The following is a 15,968-nucleotide window of genomic DNA, read 5'->3' on the forward strand; positions in this document are numbered from 1 at the left end:
CTATTGTGTCGCTAGTTCCATAATCGTTTCTTGTGTTGCCTGTTCGCGGGAAAGCTCTCCTTTGATTTGTCCTTCCGCCATCACGTAGACACGGTCGCTCATACCGAGCACCTCACCTAATTCAGAAGAAATCATGATGATACTCAACCCTTCACTAATCAGTTGATTCATAATCGTGTAAATTTCAAATTTTGCCCCGACATCAATTCCACGTGTCGGTTCGTCCAAAATCAAGATCTTAGGTCCAGTAAACAACCACTTGCCCAGAGAAACCTTTTGTTGATTGCCTCCACTGAGTTTGCCGACGATTTGCTCGAGCGAATTCGCTTTGATATAAAGGGAATCTTTATAACGCGTCCCGACCTTTACTTCCTCATTCACATTCAGCACACCTTTAGGCGCAATCCCCTTTAAGTGTGCAGCAGAGATATTGCTTTTAATATCTTGCAATAAAAACAAGCCATCTCCTTTGCGATCCTCTGTTACGTAGGCAATTCGTTCTTTGATTGCTTCACTTGTATGTTTCAATCGCTTGGTCTCACCAAATAGTTTCATCTCACCAGTCAGCTTGTACTTTTTAGGATTTCCAAAAATACTTAAGGCAAGCTCTGTGCGTCCTGATCCCATCAAGCCTGCAATCCCAATGATTTCACCTTTGTTTAGATGTAAATTCGCTTCTTTTACGACTTGGCGACCAAGTTGTGAATCGTAAGCCGACCAGTTCTCAAGCGAGAGAACAGATTCACCAATGACATGGTCAGGTCGTTTTGGATAGATGTCTTCGATTTCTCGTCCGACCATATTTTGAATGATAAGTCGTTCGGTAATCTCTCCTTTTCTTGAGTCCAGCGTACAAATCGTTTTTCCGTCTCGCAGCACTGTCGCTTTATCGGCAATCGAGATGACTTCTTTTAATTTATGAGAAATCATAATACACGTGATGCCTTGTTCTTTCAGTTCTTTGAGAAGATTTAATAGATTCTCACTGTCATCTTCATTAAGCGCAGCTGTTGGTTCATCTAAAATCAACAACTTTACATCTTTACTCAAGGCTTTTGCAATTTCCACAAGCTGTTGTTTTCCAACACCTAATTCCTTGATCAATGTCTCCGGTGTGACACGAAGCTTTACTTTTCGAAGAAGTTCAGTTGACTGCACAATTGTCTTGTTCCAATCAATGACAGGACCTTTTCGTACTTCATTGCCTGCATAAATATTTTCATAGACAGTCAAGTCAGGGAATAAAGCAAGTTCTTGATAAATGATGCCAATCCCTGCTGTAACGCTGTCGCTGATTTCTTTAAATTGTTGAACATTCCCTTCATATACAATGTCGCCCGAGTATGTGCCGTGCGGGTAGACGCCACTCAGAACCTTCATCAGCGTGGATTTCCCTGCCCCGTTCTCGCCGATTAGACAGTGAATCTCCCCTTTTTCCACTTGAAAGTTGACGTCTGTCAACGCCTTCACTCCTGGGAATTCTTTTGATATGTTCCGCATCTCTAAAATGTACTCTGCCACTTTGCGCGCCTCCTTGCGACTTGCTTTGTAAGTAAACACGTCTCACGCCGAAGCATGAGACGCGTCCTAGGGATTACTCTAATCCAGTGAATTCACTTGCCTCGTAATACTCTGAGTCAATCAATTCTGCTTTCACGTTTTCTTGATCCACTACGATAACATCTGTTTGTTTCGCTTTTACTTCTACTGCTCCGTTATCGTAAGAGCCCGTTGTTTCAGGGTCATTCCCATCTAAAATGTCAACAGCCATGCCCATAGCGTCTTGCACAAGCGTACGAACATCTTTGAATACTGTCATCGACTGCTGACCATCAATGATATATTGAATCGATGCTTTCTCAGCATCTTGTCCAGTGACGAAGTATGAAGTGATTGCTGAATCCGAACCAAATACGTCTGCAATTGCACGAGCTGTTCCATCATTCGGAGCTAAGATCGCAACGTCGCCTTTTTGCTCATCCGATGCAGCTGTTAAATGCGTTTGCGCTTTGTTCTTTGCTTCGTTTGCATCCCAGTTTGTAGTGATTTGGCCAATGATCTTACCAAGCTCATCACGAGAAAGGTCTGCTTTATCGCTCAATGCTTCTGCTTCTGAAGAGTTTGCGATGACAAATGTGCCGTCTGCAATTTTCGGTTGTAACACTTCCCAAGCACCTTGGAAGAATAGGAATGCGTTGTTATCAGAAGCTGCACCTGCATACAGGTAAAGCGGTACACCTGATCCATCGGCATTATCGACTAAGTATTGGGCTTGTGCAGCACCAACAGCTAAACTGTCGAATGTTACGTAGTAATCTACTGCGTCTGTGTCTGTGATTAAACGGTCATACGAGATGACTGTGACGCCTTCTTGTTTCGCTGCTTCCACAGCCGCTCCTGCTGCTGCACCGTCATGTGGCGTAATAATCAATACGTCAATTCCTTTGTTTAAAAGTGCATCGACATTTTCTTTTTCTTTTGCAGAAGATCCTTGGCTGAATAGGATTTCAGTTGAGTAATCCGAATCTGCTAATGCATCTTTAAAGCGCTGCTCATCTTGCACCCAGCGTGGCTCATCTTTAGTGGGTAGAACGATCCCTACGTCTACACCGCCACTTCCTCCTGATTCTCCTCCTGTTGAATTACACCCCGCGACAAAAATCATAGAAGCTGCTAATAAACTAGCCCATTTCCATACAGATTTCTTGTTCATTTCTTAACCCTCTCCCTTACCTGAAATGATTTCTACTTCAGTATAGAAAGCGAAGAGTTCTTATGTAAGCGCTATCACGGGTAATCTTTTATACTCTTCTGTATTTTTTTAAGAAGAGTGTCTGAAAATTAAAAAAAGAGCCTGACACTCATGTGTCAGACTCTCCTATTTCTATACCCATTTTGCTAAATCGTCGATTGGTAGGCGTACGGATTGATAGCCTACTTCAGCTGCCTTCCCAATTGAAATCAGCATGACCGCTTCGAAGCGTTCTTTATCTAGGCCATATGCTTCTGCGATATGGTCTTTATCAAATCCACCGATTGGATTTGTCGCATACCCGCGCGCTTGCGCAGATAACATGATTTGCATTGCTGCTAGGCCTGCATCTAGGAAGTTCATTGTTTTCAGGCGCTCTTTTGGAATGTCCTTCAACATCCCTTGAATAGCCGGAACTTGTCGGTCACGAACGTCTGCTGGCATAACGCCTTTTTCTACAGCTAAATCATAAATTTCCTGAGTTGTTTCTACGCTTTGCATATCGACGAAAACAGCAATGACAGCTGCAGATGTTTCAACTTGACGTTGGTTGAATTTCGCCAATCCTTTCAACGTCTCTTTTCCTTCTTCACTCTCAATGACAAGAAAGCGCCAAGGCTGCAAGTTTAGAGAGGAAGGTGCCAATGTTGCTTCTTCCAATAGTTCATGCATTTCTTGCTTTGAAATTTTCACTTCTGGATCATATACACGAATAGAACGACGCTCTTTTACTACTTGTTCATACGTCGGTTTTGTCGTAGTTGTCATAATTGGTCCCTCACTTTTAGTCTTTGAATGGAAATTAGTCTATCGCGTTTCAGGGGTAGTCGTCAATTTGTCTGCTTGAAGTTCCGGTTATACCAAATCTTCGAAGCTTCTACTTCACTACCTGTTAACTGATGACCATATGGTTCCACATGCATGTCCACTTCTGCCCCGTGTTCGAGTAACATGGCTTTTAATCCTTCTGATTCCGTATACGGTACCATCTGATCATTGACCCCTGCGCCAATGAATACAGGTAAACCAGTTAACTCGGGAATTTTTGCGTCTTGGTTCGGAATCATTGGATGATAGAGGATTGCACCTGCTAAACTATTTTTCTCTGTCATCACTAAGTTTGCAGCGATGTTGGCTCCATTCGAGTAGCCTACAGCCACGACATTTTCGCGGTCAAAACCGTACTCTTCTGACGCTTCTTTTATATAGTCATGCAGCTCTTTCGTGCGAAGGGCTAAATCTTCTTGGTCCAACACACCCATAGCTAACCGTTTGAAAAAACGCGGCACCCCGTTTTCTAAAACATTCCCGCGGACACTCAATACATTTGCTTCTTCGTCAATCATCGATGCAATTGACAGCAAGTCATGTTCATTGCCTCCTGTCCCGTGGAGCATTAGTAGTGTAGGTGCTGTTGCGTTTGTTCCTTTTTTAAATACATGTTTCACGTCTATCTCTCTCCTTTACGGGCGGCTTTGCCCAGTTTTCGTGTAATTTCTAACCATTGCTTGAACTCTTCTTCATCAAGTCCACTAAAGTAGGCTTTCATTCGTTCTAAATGTTCAGGAAAAGCTGTTTCCATAAGAGCTTGGCCTTTATTACTTAGTTCTATATAAATTACCCTTCGATCGTCTGAACATACAGTGCGTGTGATAAATTCTTTCTTCACTAGTTTGTCTAATACATAGGTTGTACTGCCACTTGTGATCAAGACATGCTTCGCTACTTTCTGAACTGGCTGTCTTCCTTGGTGATATAACAGTTCCATCACTGAAAATTCTGTGGCATGAAGACCATGCTTTGTTGCATCTTCTTTAATGCGTTGATGAAAGGCGCCAGACGTTCGAACGAGTGCTTCAATTGCTAAACCAACTTGTTTCGTGTCCAATGCAATACGCCTCCTTTATCTTGATTTCAAGATAATTGTAGCAGTTTTCAAATGTAGCGTCAAAAAAAGAGCTTGAACGGATGCCCAAGCTCTTTTCTTTATACGTGCTCAATAATCATTGCAATTCCTTGTCCTCCACCAATACATAAACTCGCCACACCGTATCTCAGCCCGCGCTCTTTTAATTCATACGCAAGGCTAAGCACAATGCGTGCCCCACTTGTTCCCACAGGGTGTCCAAGTGCGATGGCCCCACCGTTGACATTCGTTTTTTCTCGGTCTAGACCTAACTCTTTTTCTACAGCCAGATACTGTGCAGCAAAGGCTTCGTTCACTTCAAACAAATCGATTTGTTCAAGTGACATGCCTGCACGGTCGAGTGCTTGTTTGATAGCTGGTACAGGACCAATTCCCATAATTTCAGGATCCACTCCGGAAATCCCCCAAGATACGATGCGCGCCATCGGTTTTAATCCGTGGCGATCCACTGCATTTTTGCTTGCGATCACCAGACTCGCGGCTCCGTCGTTGATGCCACTTGCATTTCCTGCTGTAACTGTTCCATCTTTCTTGAAGGAAGGACGCAGCTTTCCAAGTGTCTCGGCCGTTGTCTCTGGCTTGATGTGTTCGTCTTTATCCACCACTAGCGTCCCTTTACGGGTTGCCATTTCAAATGGCACAATCTCTTTGCCGAAGCGACCTGATTCACGGGCAGCTGCAGCACGCTCATGGCTCAGTGCTGAAAACGCATCTTGTTCGTCACGTGAAATGTCGTACATCTCGGACAGTTTTTCTGCCGTCATCCCCATGCCATTTCCAGTGTAATCATCGGTCAACGTCGATAACAGCATGTCTTCAAACTTCATCGGACCGAGTTTGGCTTGATGGAAGCGGCTGCTAAAATTCGCATAAGGTGCCATCGACATGTTTTCTGCTCCCCCTGCCAGCACAATTTCTGCTTCTCCAAGTTGAATCATCTGTGCCGAGGAAACGACAGCTTGTGTTCCCGAGCCACACAGGCGATTGAGTGTCAGTGCTGGAACTTCTTTCGGGACGCCTGCTTTTAGTCCAATGTGACGTGCAAGATATGCTGCATTGGTGTGCGAGTGAATGACGTTGCCGTAAACCACGTGATCAATTTGTTCTGGCGTGACGCCTGACCGTTTCATCGCCTCTTCTGCTGTGACTTTTCCAAGCTCATCCGCTTGAATCGTTGAAAACGATCCCCCGAACGCCGTAAAGGCTGTACGTGCGCCATCCAATATGTACACTTCTTTCATGTTGAAACATCCCCTTTGCTCATCCTATATACGATTCAATTACTTTTTAAGTATATCGATTTTCTAGTGAAAAGAACACGACAACAGACGAACCTTTATTCATATGAATAAAAGCCTCGTCCTGACTTTCTTCCGTAGTGACCTGCTCTCACTTTCTTCTTCAATATGAGTGGCACTCGATATTTGGAATCTCCCGTCTCCGTAAAGAGGGTTTCACACACAAATTGAAGTGTATCTAGACCAATCAAGTCAGCTAAAGCTAATGGTCCAATCGGTTGATTCGTTCCGAGCATCATGCCTCGGTCAATGTCTTCTTTTGATGCCAGACCTTCTCCGTAGACAATCATGGCTTCATTCAACATGGGTACCAGAATCCGGTTGACGACAAATAGTGGTGAGTCGAGAACCGTGATTGCCTCTTTCCCAAGAGATGTAATCACGTCCTTCACCGATTGAAGCGTCTCTTCTGACGTTTCTTCCGCTTTTACCACTTCGACAAGCTTCATCAGAGGCACAGGGTTGAAAAAATGCATGCCTACCACTTGCTTCGGACGTTCACTGGCTGCCCCCAATTCTGTCACACTGAGTCCTGATGTGTTCGATGCGAGAATGGTAGATTCTTTACAGATGTCTCCTAGCTGTTTGAATACCGTTTTTTTGATTTCCATCTGCTCCACAATCGCCTCGATAATCAAATCGCTCTCTGCCAATTTTTCTATTTCCGTGACGTAGTCGATGCGTTGTACTACTTCTTCCGTCGCCTGTATTTCTTTCCCTTGTTTTTCATGGATTTTTGATACACTCTTGTGAATACTTTTCTTTGCTTTATCTAAGCTGGTTTGTTCGATATCAAATAATTTCACTTCGTATCCTGACATCGCAAAGGCTTGCGCGATGCCATGTCCCATTGTGCCTGCGCCTAGTACGCCGATTTTCATGTTGGTTACCTCCCTATAAATTGTACTTTTTCTTTCTTTAAAAATGAGCGTGCTCCATTTTGTAAATCTTCTGTACGAAATAGGGGGGCACAATACGAAATGTCTTGTTGGATACGTTTCTCTAAGGACAAATGCTGCCCTGACTGTAAGGTTTTCTTAGCAGATGCAATCGCCAGTGGTGCGTTTTCGGCAATCATTCGTGCAAGTTCTAACGCCTTGTCCAGAACCTTTTCAGCCGGGGCAATATACTCTACAATTTGATACGTAACTGCTTCTTCAGCTCGTAATAGCCGTCCCGTATAGATTAATTCTTTCGCTCTGCCCACTCCTGCTAATTGCGCTAGACGTTGTGTCCCACCATAGCCAGGAAACACGCCAAGTTTCGTTTCAGGCATGCCTACCTTCGCCGACTCTGACATCACACGAATGTCACAAGCGAGAGCGAGCTCAAGGCCTCCCCCTAAGGCAAAACCGTTAATAGCTGCAATAACCGGGATAGGTAAATTTTCAATTTGATTAAAGACTTCATTGCCATCTTCTAATAGTTGATAAGCACTTTTCTCGTCCACCTCTAAGAATTCTCGGATCTCTGCACCTGCAACAAATGCACGCTCTCCTGCGCCAGTAATAATTAATACCCTTAACTCGGGGAAATCTTTTAAACAAGCCACATGCTTCGCTAGACTGGTGAACACCTCTACATTTAATGTATTCATGGGTGGGTGATTGATAGTTAATATCCCAATAGGCCCTTCTTGTTGAAATTCAATCATTTTTATCTCTCCCTACATGAAAGAAATCTGGTAATTGATCCGCTGCCATAGGAAAGAAAGGCCTTCTTTTTTCTTTAAACGCTTGAATACCTTCTTTCACATCTTCTTTATCAGCTATCCAATGCAAGAAACGTGATTCGATCAAGTGAGAGGACTGCGGATGGGAACTATTCAACATGGAATATATTAATTGACGACTAAATGCTCGAGATATTGGTGACGTGTTTTGAATCATTTCCTTAGCAAGTTCCTCTGCTTTTGCATAAGGCTCCTCTGTCATGTAGTGAAACAAACCACTTTGTTCTTCCTCCTGTGCACGGAAAATCCGACCTGTGTAAAGCCATTCCAATGCTTTCGCATGACCGACCAACTTCGGTAGAAAATAACCACTTGCTGCTTCCGGACCGATTCCTCTTTGACCGAAAATAAATCCTATTTTTGCTTTCGGTGAAACGATGCGAATATCCATTGGTAATGTCATGGTGATTCCTATCCCTACTGCAGCACCATTAATGGCTGCAATGATTGGCTTCGATAATTTGTATACTTCTAAACTAACTCTTCCACCCGTATCTCTAAAATCTTCTACAGACTCATCTGATGTGAACACCTGATCATTCCCACTTAAATCCATCCCCGCACAAAATGCTTTCCCTTCTCCTGTGACAATGATGACTTTAACTTTGGGATTCTTATTTGCTTTTTGGTAAACATCAATCAATTCCGCCATCATTGTTTCTGAGAAGGCATTCATCGTGTCGGGCCGATGGAGCTTAACCGTCAGAATGCCATCTTCATTGCTTACTAATAAAGTCTGGTACACAGGATCTCATCCTTTCAACCGCTTGAAGATATTCTAATTCGAGTTCTTCAATCACTTCTGCTACTGTCTGTACTTTCTCAACCATTGTCACACCTTGACCTGCGGACCAAATGTCTCGCCAGGCCTTAGCATCGATCATATGATCGAGGTCCATTTTTTCATTGTGTTTCAAAAGAGCTGGATCGATATTATTTCTCTGCAAACTAGGTATTAAGTAATTGGCATAGACACCACTAAACGAATTTGAATAGAGAATATCCTCTGTAGTGGATGTTAGAAGCATGTCTTTGTATTCTGGAAAAGCCGCACTTTCTGTCGTTGCAATGAATCGGGTCCCCATGTAAACATAATCTGCTCCAAGAGTTTGGGCGGATAAAATGTCTTCTCCTTCTGAAATAGCCCCCGATAAGATAATCGTTTTATTCCAAAACTCTTTGACGGCATGGAAAAAGGCAAAAGGATGTAAAGTTCCTCCATGTCCTCCCGCTCCTGCACACACGAGAATTAAACCATCTACACCTGCTTCTGCAGATTTCCGCGCATGTTTTACATTTGCTACATCTGCATAGACGAGACCTCCATAGCGATGAACGGTTTCTACGACTTTTCCAGGATACCCAAGAGAAACAATCACAACAGGTGGCTGATACTTTTCAATGAGCCCTAAATCTTCTTCAAATCGCTTGTTTGTTTTATGGGCAATATAATTGACTGCCCAAGTTTGATCTGAAGAAACATTTTCTTTTATTTCACTCAACCATTCCTCACAGCTTTCCAATGTACGTGCATTTAGAAGAGGAAAGGACCCAATGATTCCTCTTTTACATGCTTCAATGACCATTTGTGGTGTAGAGACGAGGAACATGGGTGCCATAATGATAGGTAACTTCATCGAACATCCTCCTTATGTAAATGTGAATTCGGCTTTACGTCGGCCACTTCGTGAGGATACCATCCCCATCCCTTGACCATTTTTAAACGAGGTAGTAAGAACGAGCTCTTCCTCAGGGAGAACATACGAGAGAAAACTCATTTCGTACGTTGTTAGTTTGGGGACCCACCCAAATTCAATAATTTTACTTGCGCAAATCCCCATAACTAACATGCCATGACTAATCGAAGAAGGTAATCCTTGGGCTATTGCAACCGCATCATCTGTATGAATCGGATTTTGATCACCGCTTGCTAAAGCATAGTCCTGAATCATCTTTCTTGTCAGAGTGAATGTAATTTCCCGTTTTTCCATTCATCTCCCTCTCTCTTTTCACAAAAATAAGTAGCATTTCCTTCAATCAGAAGTTTCTCATCCTGTGCTAAAACCCTTGAAGACACGTTGAGCTTTATCCATTTTTCTTTCCACTCCACATTTTGTACAGTAGACTGAATGATCATTGACGGCCCAGGGATTAGTTCACAATGGTACGTATACGCTTGAGAAATGTGTAAAATCTGACGGTCGCTTAATCCAAGTGAGTCAAAAAAATCATATAAGTTATCAGATCCGCTATAGAATAAACGACTTACTAGTATAGGCGACGAGGTTTGCTGATTATTCCATTGGACGGCCCTTGAAAAGATTGCGACCTCTTCCTTTGATAGTTTTTGTGGAAGGTACGTGTATATATCCTCACTCATCTCAAACTAGTCTGCCTTCTTTAGCTTCTATAGCTAAGTTCATCAAGTTCTCGACTGCTTCATCTAGAGTGGAAAAACGTTGATCTTCAAGAGAACCATTCTCCCACCTCGCATAAATTTGTTGCAAGATGACGCCTAGCTTATAAAACCCAAATGCTAGATAGAAGTTTATGTTACTCAAATCTTTTCCAGTGCCCTTCGCATAGTACTCTGCCATTTCGCGTCGACTGTAAAATCCTTGTTGACTAGACAAAACGTGAATACCAATATTCGGATCATCCTTACTTCCCCAATAAGCTAATGAAGATCCTACATCACTTAACGGATCTCCGATGGTGGCTAATTCCCAATCTAGTACTCCGGTAACGTGGGATGGATTCCCATCATCAAACACAAGGTTATTTAATTTAAAATCATTATGAACAATCGTGATATCACTGTGTTTAGGTACGTTTTGAGTCAACCATCCTTCAATTTCCGTTACCGATGAAATCTCTTTTGTTTTTGCATGACTATATCTTCGAATCCAGCCGCTTACTTGGCGTTCCATGAATCCTTCGGGCTTCCCGAAATTAGCAAGCCCTGCTTGTTTATAATCTACTTTTTGTAAATCTATCAAGGCATCTACTATAGCTCTCGATAAAATAGGTCCAACCTCGGTAGAAGAGCCCCATTCAGTTGGATAATTCTCATCAATGACGACACCATTCTTTTTCTCCATGATATAAAAGTGTTTATCCATAATCTCTTTGTCATCAAGGTAGAGTAATGGGGTTGGGGCCAGTGGATACACCTTGCTCAGTTTTTCAAGCAATTGAAACTCTCTGTGCATATCGTGTGCTCTAGGTGGAAGTTCGCCACCAGGAGGTCTTCTCATAACGCCTTCCCATTTGTCTAGTGTTAAGAGAAAAGTCATATTGCTATATCCTTCAGAAAATTTCTTGTGTATCAGATGTCCCTCAGAAAGATTCAATTCGTTTTTAAGTATTGATTCTAACGCATCCCAATGAATGAATTCGCTTGATTTCATCGCAATCACCTCACTTTTCTTGACACAATATCTATTGTCCCAATCGATTTGTCATATTTCGCCACTATATCTAGTTGATTAATATGATCTAAAACATAGCGGGTGGCTCCCTTGAATCCTTTATCTGTAAGTAACCGATGTGTCTCAGAGTTAAATAATGTCCACCCTTCTTCATCCTTTGTTTGTTGATAAAGCCCAAACGCTATCCTTGCACTATCTGTTAACTCAACAGTTCCCAATTGCTTATAGTGGTCAATAAAATGTCCTGCTCCTAACATATCTTCTAAAGACATACGCCCCACATTTCCAGCTGCAATCAGAACTATCGACTTTGCGCCTTCTGTTTTCAAATGAGATGCCAACACATTATTGTTACTAATCGAACCTACCCATAAATTTTTTGCATGTTTGGCCGCCTGAATCGCTCTCGTCCCGTTTGTTGTACAGAAGATACTCATCTGACTAGACGAAACAGAATCAAATATCTCTGGATCTGGATACATGAAACTCTCAATAGGATCGCCGTTTTCTTCTCCAATGAGAAGTGCCTCTCTATACTTTTGCTCTTTTAAACGCATTGCTTCTTGAGCATTCTCTACTGCGATGATCGGACGATAGTTCTTATTCAATAAAAAGAGGATAGAAGACGTGGCCAACAATACATCATATACGACCACATCTGCATTAACTAACAGCTCTGGTTGAATCAGTTCCTTCATAGGGAGTACATGTATTTTAGTCATAAGCGTCATTTAACAGCTTGATTGATAATTTGTTCCTCCTCTGATGGCTGATAGTCCACCACAAAAGTCGCTGTCTTCTCCTTTACGTTTTTAACAAGAATAAAGAGGTTTTCAATAATCATTAAAAAGAAAGCAATAGGAATGATAAAGAACAACGGATATAAAGGATACAGTGTACCCGCAGCCGGAAATGCTGTTTGTCGCTCTAGTCCCGCCATGGCATATACCCAGCTGAAATAGACGACAAAAATAAGTACCACAATTTCAATGAAGATGAGAGTGAGCACTACACCTTTCCTCATCCTACCAGACATTTTATCCAGTAATAGCTCCATCTTAGGAAGCATGCCTGTACCGTATACATAAGCCAAACCTGGGAACACGATAAGGGGCATCATATAGTTTTGAATAATTTCGAATCCGCCTCGTATGGAGCTAGAAAAGATATTTCGAACAATGACATCGTAGGTGATAAAAAACATCATGAACACGACTGTAATCGCACTAATGACCAGACCTATCTTCTTGATCCAACCGAAATACGCATATAACTTATAAAATGTAGTCATTCCGTTCAGCTCCTCTCTAATTGCTCAAGCTGGGCAACCAGCTGACCAATTCAGGAAATAGTATTAATAATCCACAGACAACAATCATTGCGAAAATAGCAAAGCCCATCGCGATTTTAAAGATGGCACCTGAGCTGATTCCACTGACACCAGAAACGGCATAGACACTGATCCCAACGGGTGGTGTAATCAGTCCGATTGTACAAATGACGGAGATAAATACACCGAACCACAAGACATCGACTTGAAGAGCTGTGATAATAGGTAAAAATACAGGAATGGTCATTAAGATGACGGCTGCGCCCTCAATGAACATGAACATGACAAATAAAATAATAGAGATGAGAATCAACACTAGAGCAGGGTTATCCATAATAGGCTCCAGCAAGTTAATTAACTTTCTAGGTAAGAGCGATAGGGAAACAAAGCGTCCAAAGATTTGTGCACCAATCATAATCAGTAGTACCATCGCAGTTAATTTGATGGTCTCCGTCAACGAGTTTTTAAAGAATGAGAAATTGACTTTTCCAAGAACTAGCGCGGTCAATAAGCCGGCTGTGGCACCGACAGCTCCTGCTTCAGTTGGCGTGAATAACCCTGAGTAAATACCTCCAAAAATCAATACAACAATCAGTAATCCAATAACTAAAGCCGTAATGACGCGGAAGAGTGGAATTTTCATTTCTTCTTCCACATCTGCTACAGCCGACGATTCAGTTACGGGCATTTTTTTTCTCTCTAAATTAAAGTAGAAAAGCATTGCTATAATAAACATCACCATAACCAGAATTCCCGGGATGAAGGCACCAATAAATAAATCCCCTACAGGTGTCTCTGTTGCTACTCCATAAAGAATCAGAATAATACTCGGAGGAATAATACCGGACAATGACCCTCCAGAGGCTGCAATAGCTCCTGCTAGAGGGGCACTATACCCATGTTTTCTCAGTTCAGGAATCGCAACTTGCCCTAATGAAGCTGCCGTGGCTGTACCCGATCCAGATACTGCTCCTAACATTCCTCCAATAATCAAAGTAAGTATTCCTAACAAACTACTTTTTCCTTTAGATACTTTGTGCACAATATAAAACACATCTTGGACTAGCCCCGAATGTAAGATGAATTGCGCCATCAGAACAAATAAAGGAATGGTTGTCAGCGTATAACTAGCCACTCGATTAAACGGTTCATTGCCAAGCAACCCTGGTAATATACTAAATCCTTCAAGCATGATAAGACCAAAAATACCACAGGCGAACAAAACCGCATGAATATACATTCCCATCAATAGAAAAACAATCATCAGAACTAAAATAATCCCTACCACTAGATAGCTATCCATTATTCAACACCCCTCCTGCTGACAAAACAGTTATTAAAAGGCGATAACCTGAATTATCGCCTTTTGAGATTATTCTAGGTTCATAACACTTTCAGGAACTTCTCCACCGTTCTCCACGAGTAAGTCTCTCCAAAGCTTAATTAGTTCTGTTCCCGGTAGACCATTGTCTTCTAAAAGTTGTGCATAGTTTGTCCATGTATTTTCCACCCCTTGATTGAAGTGATCCTGAACATCTTGTGGTAACGTACTGAAGTCTACGAATTGACCGCCAGCTTCTTCATTCATTGTGATAACCGCCTCTGATCGATCCAGCCAAATTTGACCAGAGCCTTCGAAATATTCTTCAGTGGCTTGTTCCATAGCCTCTTGAACATTTGCTGGAAGGGACTCAAACTTCTCCTTGTTCATGCCAATGAATGAATTGAAGTGACCAAAGTTAATACCTGTTACCGTGTATTTGAAGAGATCTTGGAAACCATAGCCTGTCCAGTCAGCAATACTATAGAAGCTTCCATCGAACGTACCACGGCTCAACGCATCATACATTTCTACGGCCGGCATTGTTACACTATTTAATTGCGCTTCGGCCGCGTACATTTCATGGATTCGGGAAGGTGTACGAAGAGACGTTCCGATGACATCATTTACACTATTGAATTCTTTCCCAGTTGTTGAAATAGAATACTCTTGAGTTGTAGAAATAGGAAAAATCTTAAATTGACTAAACTGCAATTCACTAAACGTTTGACCGTCTTGTAATTCTTGATCACTTTCAAGTAACGCTTTCCATGCATTAGAAGCAATCATGGTGTCTGAATGATTTAATGGAAGCATCGTGATTTCCGCCATAGGGAATTGATCAGGTTGATAAATAGGCAGGATCAATGCTACATCCACTGTTCCATTTTCAACTGCTTCTGCTTCATCTGGTACAGCCACCAATTCACCTGATGTGAATGTTTCAAACTCTACCTGACCGTCCGTAAGCTCTTCAACTCTCTCCATCCAAGGAACCATACCGCCTTCCCACCATGCATGTTGCGGGCTTAGGCCTGTCGCTGCACGCAATGTGATTGTTTCAGCTGAATCTGATCCGCCCGTTGTTCCTGACGTTGTTTCTCCGTCTCCACACGCTGCCAAAAGGATACCTGCCATTGCTGTTACTGCTAGAAATTTCCCACCTGTCCATTTCATACGTTTTCTCCCCTTTGTTTAGATAGTTATAATTAACTTCCCATACGTTTTTCTGTCACCTAACTCATCTAATGCTTGAACCACTTCGTCAAATGAATAGCTACGATAAATGAGAGGATTTATTTTTTTTTCTTTAACCAATTGAATTAACTGATTGTGAATTTCTCCTACTCTGTCGGGAGTTTTCTTTCGCATATATCCCCAATGCACCCCTACAAGAGAATAGTTCTTAATCAATACATGATTCGTCGGAGCATCTGAAATTTTCCCTCCAGCAAAACCGATCAGCAGTATTTTTCCTTCAAATGCGATACATTTTCTTGAAAGGTCAAAGGTTGATCCGCCTACAGGATCAAAAATGATATCCGCTCCTTTCCCTTGTGTAATTTTATTTACTTCTTCGGCAAAATTAGTCGTTTGATAGTTAATAGAATAATCGGCACCTAACTGCGTACACACTTGAGTTTTCTCGTCTGTTCCGGCCGTCGCAATCACCGTGGCACCAGCCGCCTTCCCCAGTTGAATGGCTGCCGACCCAACTCCTCCAGATCCGGCATGCACCAAGAGAACGTCATTTGGCTCAATATTCCCTAAGTGATGTAATGCATAATACGCGGTTTGATACGTAATAAACATAGCGGCTGCTTTTTGTAAATCAAAATCATCGGGTATAGTAAAGACTTCTGTCTCGTGGACCACAATCTCTTCTGACAACCCCCCGTTCGGAAGCAATGGAGTAGCTATCACAAATGTTCCTATGGATAGTTCACTAGCTTCCGTGACTTCAATAATTTGACCTGCAATCTCAGCGCCAGGCGTAAATGGGAAGGTATGTTTTTCTTGATAGGTTCCTTGGCATTGAAGGATATCAAAAAAATTCAGTGCTGCCGCATTCACTTTCACTCGAATCTGCCCTCTTTCGAGCTTCGGCCTTTCTAATGTAGCTAATCGTAGCGCATCTTTAGGGTCACCATGTTGCACAATTTGCCATGCTTTCATCC

General features: G+C 42.3%; 17 protein-coding genes. All 17 read right to left on the bottom strand.

Annotated elements, in window-relative coordinates; translation table 11 throughout:
* On the bottom strand, positions 1-1,521 hold the full coding sequence (locus JOD03_RS10290) for an ATP-binding cassette domain-containing protein (protein WP_204590823.1): 1,521 nt from the start codon (positions 1,519-1,521) through the stop codon (positions 1-3).
* 73 nt (positions 1,522-1,594) lie between these two features.
* Positions 1,595-2,713: a sugar ABC transporter substrate-binding protein gene (locus JOD03_RS10295; RefSeq protein ID WP_204590825.1), complete on the bottom strand. Its 1,119-nt coding sequence runs from the start codon at positions 2,711-2,713 to the stop codon at positions 1,595-1,597.
* A 171-nt stretch (positions 2,714-2,884) separates the two neighbouring features.
* A complete protein-coding gene (locus JOD03_RS10300; RefSeq protein ID WP_204590827.1) occupies positions 2,885-3,520 on the bottom strand; it encodes a nitroreductase family protein in 636 nt (211 codons plus the stop codon).
* Between the two features lie 62 nt (positions 3,521-3,582).
* Positions 3,583-4,200 (bottom strand): dienelactone hydrolase family protein, encoded by a 618-nt coding sequence (locus JOD03_RS10305; RefSeq protein WP_204590829.1) that lies wholly within the window; start codon positions 4,198-4,200, stop codon positions 3,583-3,585.
* Between the two features lie 2 nt (positions 4,201-4,202).
* Entirely contained in the window at positions 4,203-4,640 is a 438-nt protein-coding gene (locus tag JOD03_RS10310) for a MarR family winged helix-turn-helix transcriptional regulator (protein ID WP_204590831.1), read from the bottom strand.
* 98 nt (positions 4,641-4,738) lie between these two features.
* Positions 4,739-5,920 carry an acetyl-CoA C-acetyltransferase gene (locus tag JOD03_RS10315; protein WP_204590833.1) on the bottom strand — a complete coding sequence of 394 codons (1,182 nt, stop codon included), beginning with the start codon at positions 5,918-5,920 and terminating at the stop codon, positions 4,739-4,741.
* Positions 5,921-6,015: 95 nt separating this feature from the next.
* Entirely contained in the window at positions 6,016-6,858 is an 843-nt protein-coding gene (locus JOD03_RS10320) for a 3-hydroxyacyl-CoA dehydrogenase family protein (protein WP_204590835.1), read from the bottom strand.
* A 5-nt stretch (positions 6,859-6,863) separates the two neighbouring features.
* The gene (locus JOD03_RS10325) at positions 6,864-7,631 is read right to left on the bottom strand and encodes an enoyl-CoA hydratase/isomerase family protein (protein WP_204590837.1); all 768 of its coding nucleotides are present in this window, start codon (positions 7,629-7,631) and stop codon (positions 6,864-6,866) included.
* Positions 7,624-8,454, bottom strand: coding sequence for an enoyl-CoA hydratase-related protein (locus JOD03_RS10330; RefSeq protein WP_204590839.1), 831 nt, complete (start codon positions 8,452-8,454; stop codon positions 7,624-7,626). Before JOD03_RS10330 ends, JOD03_RS10325 begins: the two co-directional genes overlap by 8 nt.
* Positions 8,426-9,346: an NAD(P)H-dependent flavin oxidoreductase gene (locus JOD03_RS10335; RefSeq protein WP_204590841.1), complete on the bottom strand. Its 921-nt coding sequence runs from the start codon at positions 9,344-9,346 to the stop codon at positions 8,426-8,428. Before JOD03_RS10335 ends, JOD03_RS10330 begins: the two co-directional genes overlap by 29 nt.
* Before the next feature lie 12 nt (positions 9,347-9,358).
* Positions 9,359-9,700 carry a MaoC/PaaZ C-terminal domain-containing protein gene (locus tag JOD03_RS10340; RefSeq protein ID WP_204590842.1) on the bottom strand — a complete coding sequence of 114 codons (342 nt, stop codon included), beginning with the start codon at positions 9,698-9,700 and terminating at the stop codon, positions 9,359-9,361.
* A 390-nt stretch (positions 9,701-10,090) separates the two neighbouring features.
* Entirely contained in the window at positions 10,091-11,119 is a 1,029-nt protein-coding gene (locus JOD03_RS10345; protein ID WP_204590844.1) for a phosphotransferase family protein, read from the bottom strand.
* Between the two features lie 5 nt (positions 11,120-11,124).
* On the bottom strand, positions 11,125-11,862 hold the full coding sequence (locus tag JOD03_RS10350) for a 2-phosphosulfolactate phosphatase (RefSeq protein WP_204590846.1): 738 nt from the start codon (positions 11,860-11,862) through the stop codon (positions 11,125-11,127).
* Between the two features lie 5 nt (positions 11,863-11,867).
* Complete coding sequence (locus JOD03_RS10355; protein ID WP_204590848.1) at positions 11,868-12,431, bottom strand: TRAP transporter small permease; 564 nt, start codon at positions 12,429-12,431, stop codon at positions 11,868-11,870.
* 16 nt (positions 12,432-12,447) lie between these two features.
* A complete protein-coding gene (locus tag JOD03_RS10360) occupies positions 12,448-13,773 on the bottom strand; it encodes a TRAP transporter large permease (protein WP_204590850.1) in 1,326 nt (441 codons plus the stop codon).
* A 69-nt stretch (positions 13,774-13,842) separates the two neighbouring features.
* Positions 13,843-14,967, bottom strand: coding sequence for a type 2 periplasmic-binding domain-containing protein (locus JOD03_RS10365; protein ID WP_204590852.1), 1,125 nt, complete (start codon positions 14,965-14,967; stop codon positions 13,843-13,845).
* 18 nt (positions 14,968-14,985) lie between these two features.
* Positions 14,986-15,966, bottom strand: a complete 981-nt coding sequence (locus JOD03_RS10370) for an NADPH:quinone oxidoreductase family protein (protein WP_204590854.1) — start codon at positions 15,964-15,966, stop codon at positions 14,986-14,988.
* Positions 15,967-15,968: the final 2 nt, after the last annotated feature.

Source organism: Chryseomicrobium aureum (genome assembly GCF_016909155.1).
Taxonomy (GTDB): Bacteria; Bacillota; Bacilli; order Bacillales_A; family Planococcaceae; genus Chryseomicrobium; species Chryseomicrobium aureum.

Excerpts from the sequence above, each read along its gene's own strand:
- JOD03_RS10365 (WP_204590852.1), bottom strand. The coding sequence starts at position 14,967 with ATGAAATGGACAGGTGGGAAATTTCTAGCAGTAACAGCAATGGCAGGT.
- JOD03_RS10320 (WP_204590835.1), bottom strand. The coding sequence starts at position 6,858 with ATGAAAATCGGCGTACTAGGCGCAGGCACAATGGGACATGGCATCGCG.
- JOD03_RS10335 (WP_204590841.1), bottom strand. The coding sequence starts at position 9,346 with ATGAAGTTACCTATCATTATGGCACCCATGTTCCTCGTCTCTACACCA.
- JOD03_RS10360 (WP_204590850.1), bottom strand. The coding sequence starts at position 13,773 with ATGGATAGCTATCTAGTGGTAGGGATTATTTTAGTTCTGATGATTGTT.
- JOD03_RS10370 (WP_204590854.1), bottom strand. The coding sequence starts at position 15,966 with ATGAAAGCATGGCAAATTGTGCAACATGGTGACCCTAAAGATGCGCTA.
- JOD03_RS10350 (WP_204590846.1), bottom strand. The coding sequence starts at position 11,862 with ATGACTAAAATACATGTACTCCCTATGAAGGAACTGATTCAACCAGAG.
- JOD03_RS10295 (WP_204590825.1), bottom strand. The coding sequence starts at position 2,713 with ATGAACAAGAAATCTGTATGGAAATGGGCTAGTTTATTAGCAGCTTCT.
- JOD03_RS10315 (WP_204590833.1), bottom strand. The coding sequence starts at position 5,920 with ATGAAAGAAGTGTACATATTGGATGGCGCACGTACAGCCTTTACGGCG.
- JOD03_RS10325 (WP_204590837.1), bottom strand. The coding sequence starts at position 7,631 with ATGATTGAATTTCAACAAGAAGGGCCTATTGGGATATTAACTATCAAT.
- JOD03_RS10355 (WP_204590848.1), bottom strand. The coding sequence starts at position 12,431 with ATGACTACATTTTATAAGTTATATGCGTATTTCGGTTGGATCAAGAAG.
- JOD03_RS10300 (WP_204590827.1), bottom strand. The coding sequence starts at position 3,520 with ATGACAACTACGACAAAACCGACGTATGAACAAGTAGTAAAAGAGCGT.
- JOD03_RS10345 (WP_204590844.1), bottom strand. The coding sequence starts at position 11,119 with ATGAAATCAAGCGAATTCATTCATTGGGATGCGTTAGAATCAATACTT.
- JOD03_RS10340 (WP_204590842.1), bottom strand. The coding sequence starts at position 9,700 with ATGGAAAAACGGGAAATTACATTCACTCTGACAAGAAAGATGATTCAG.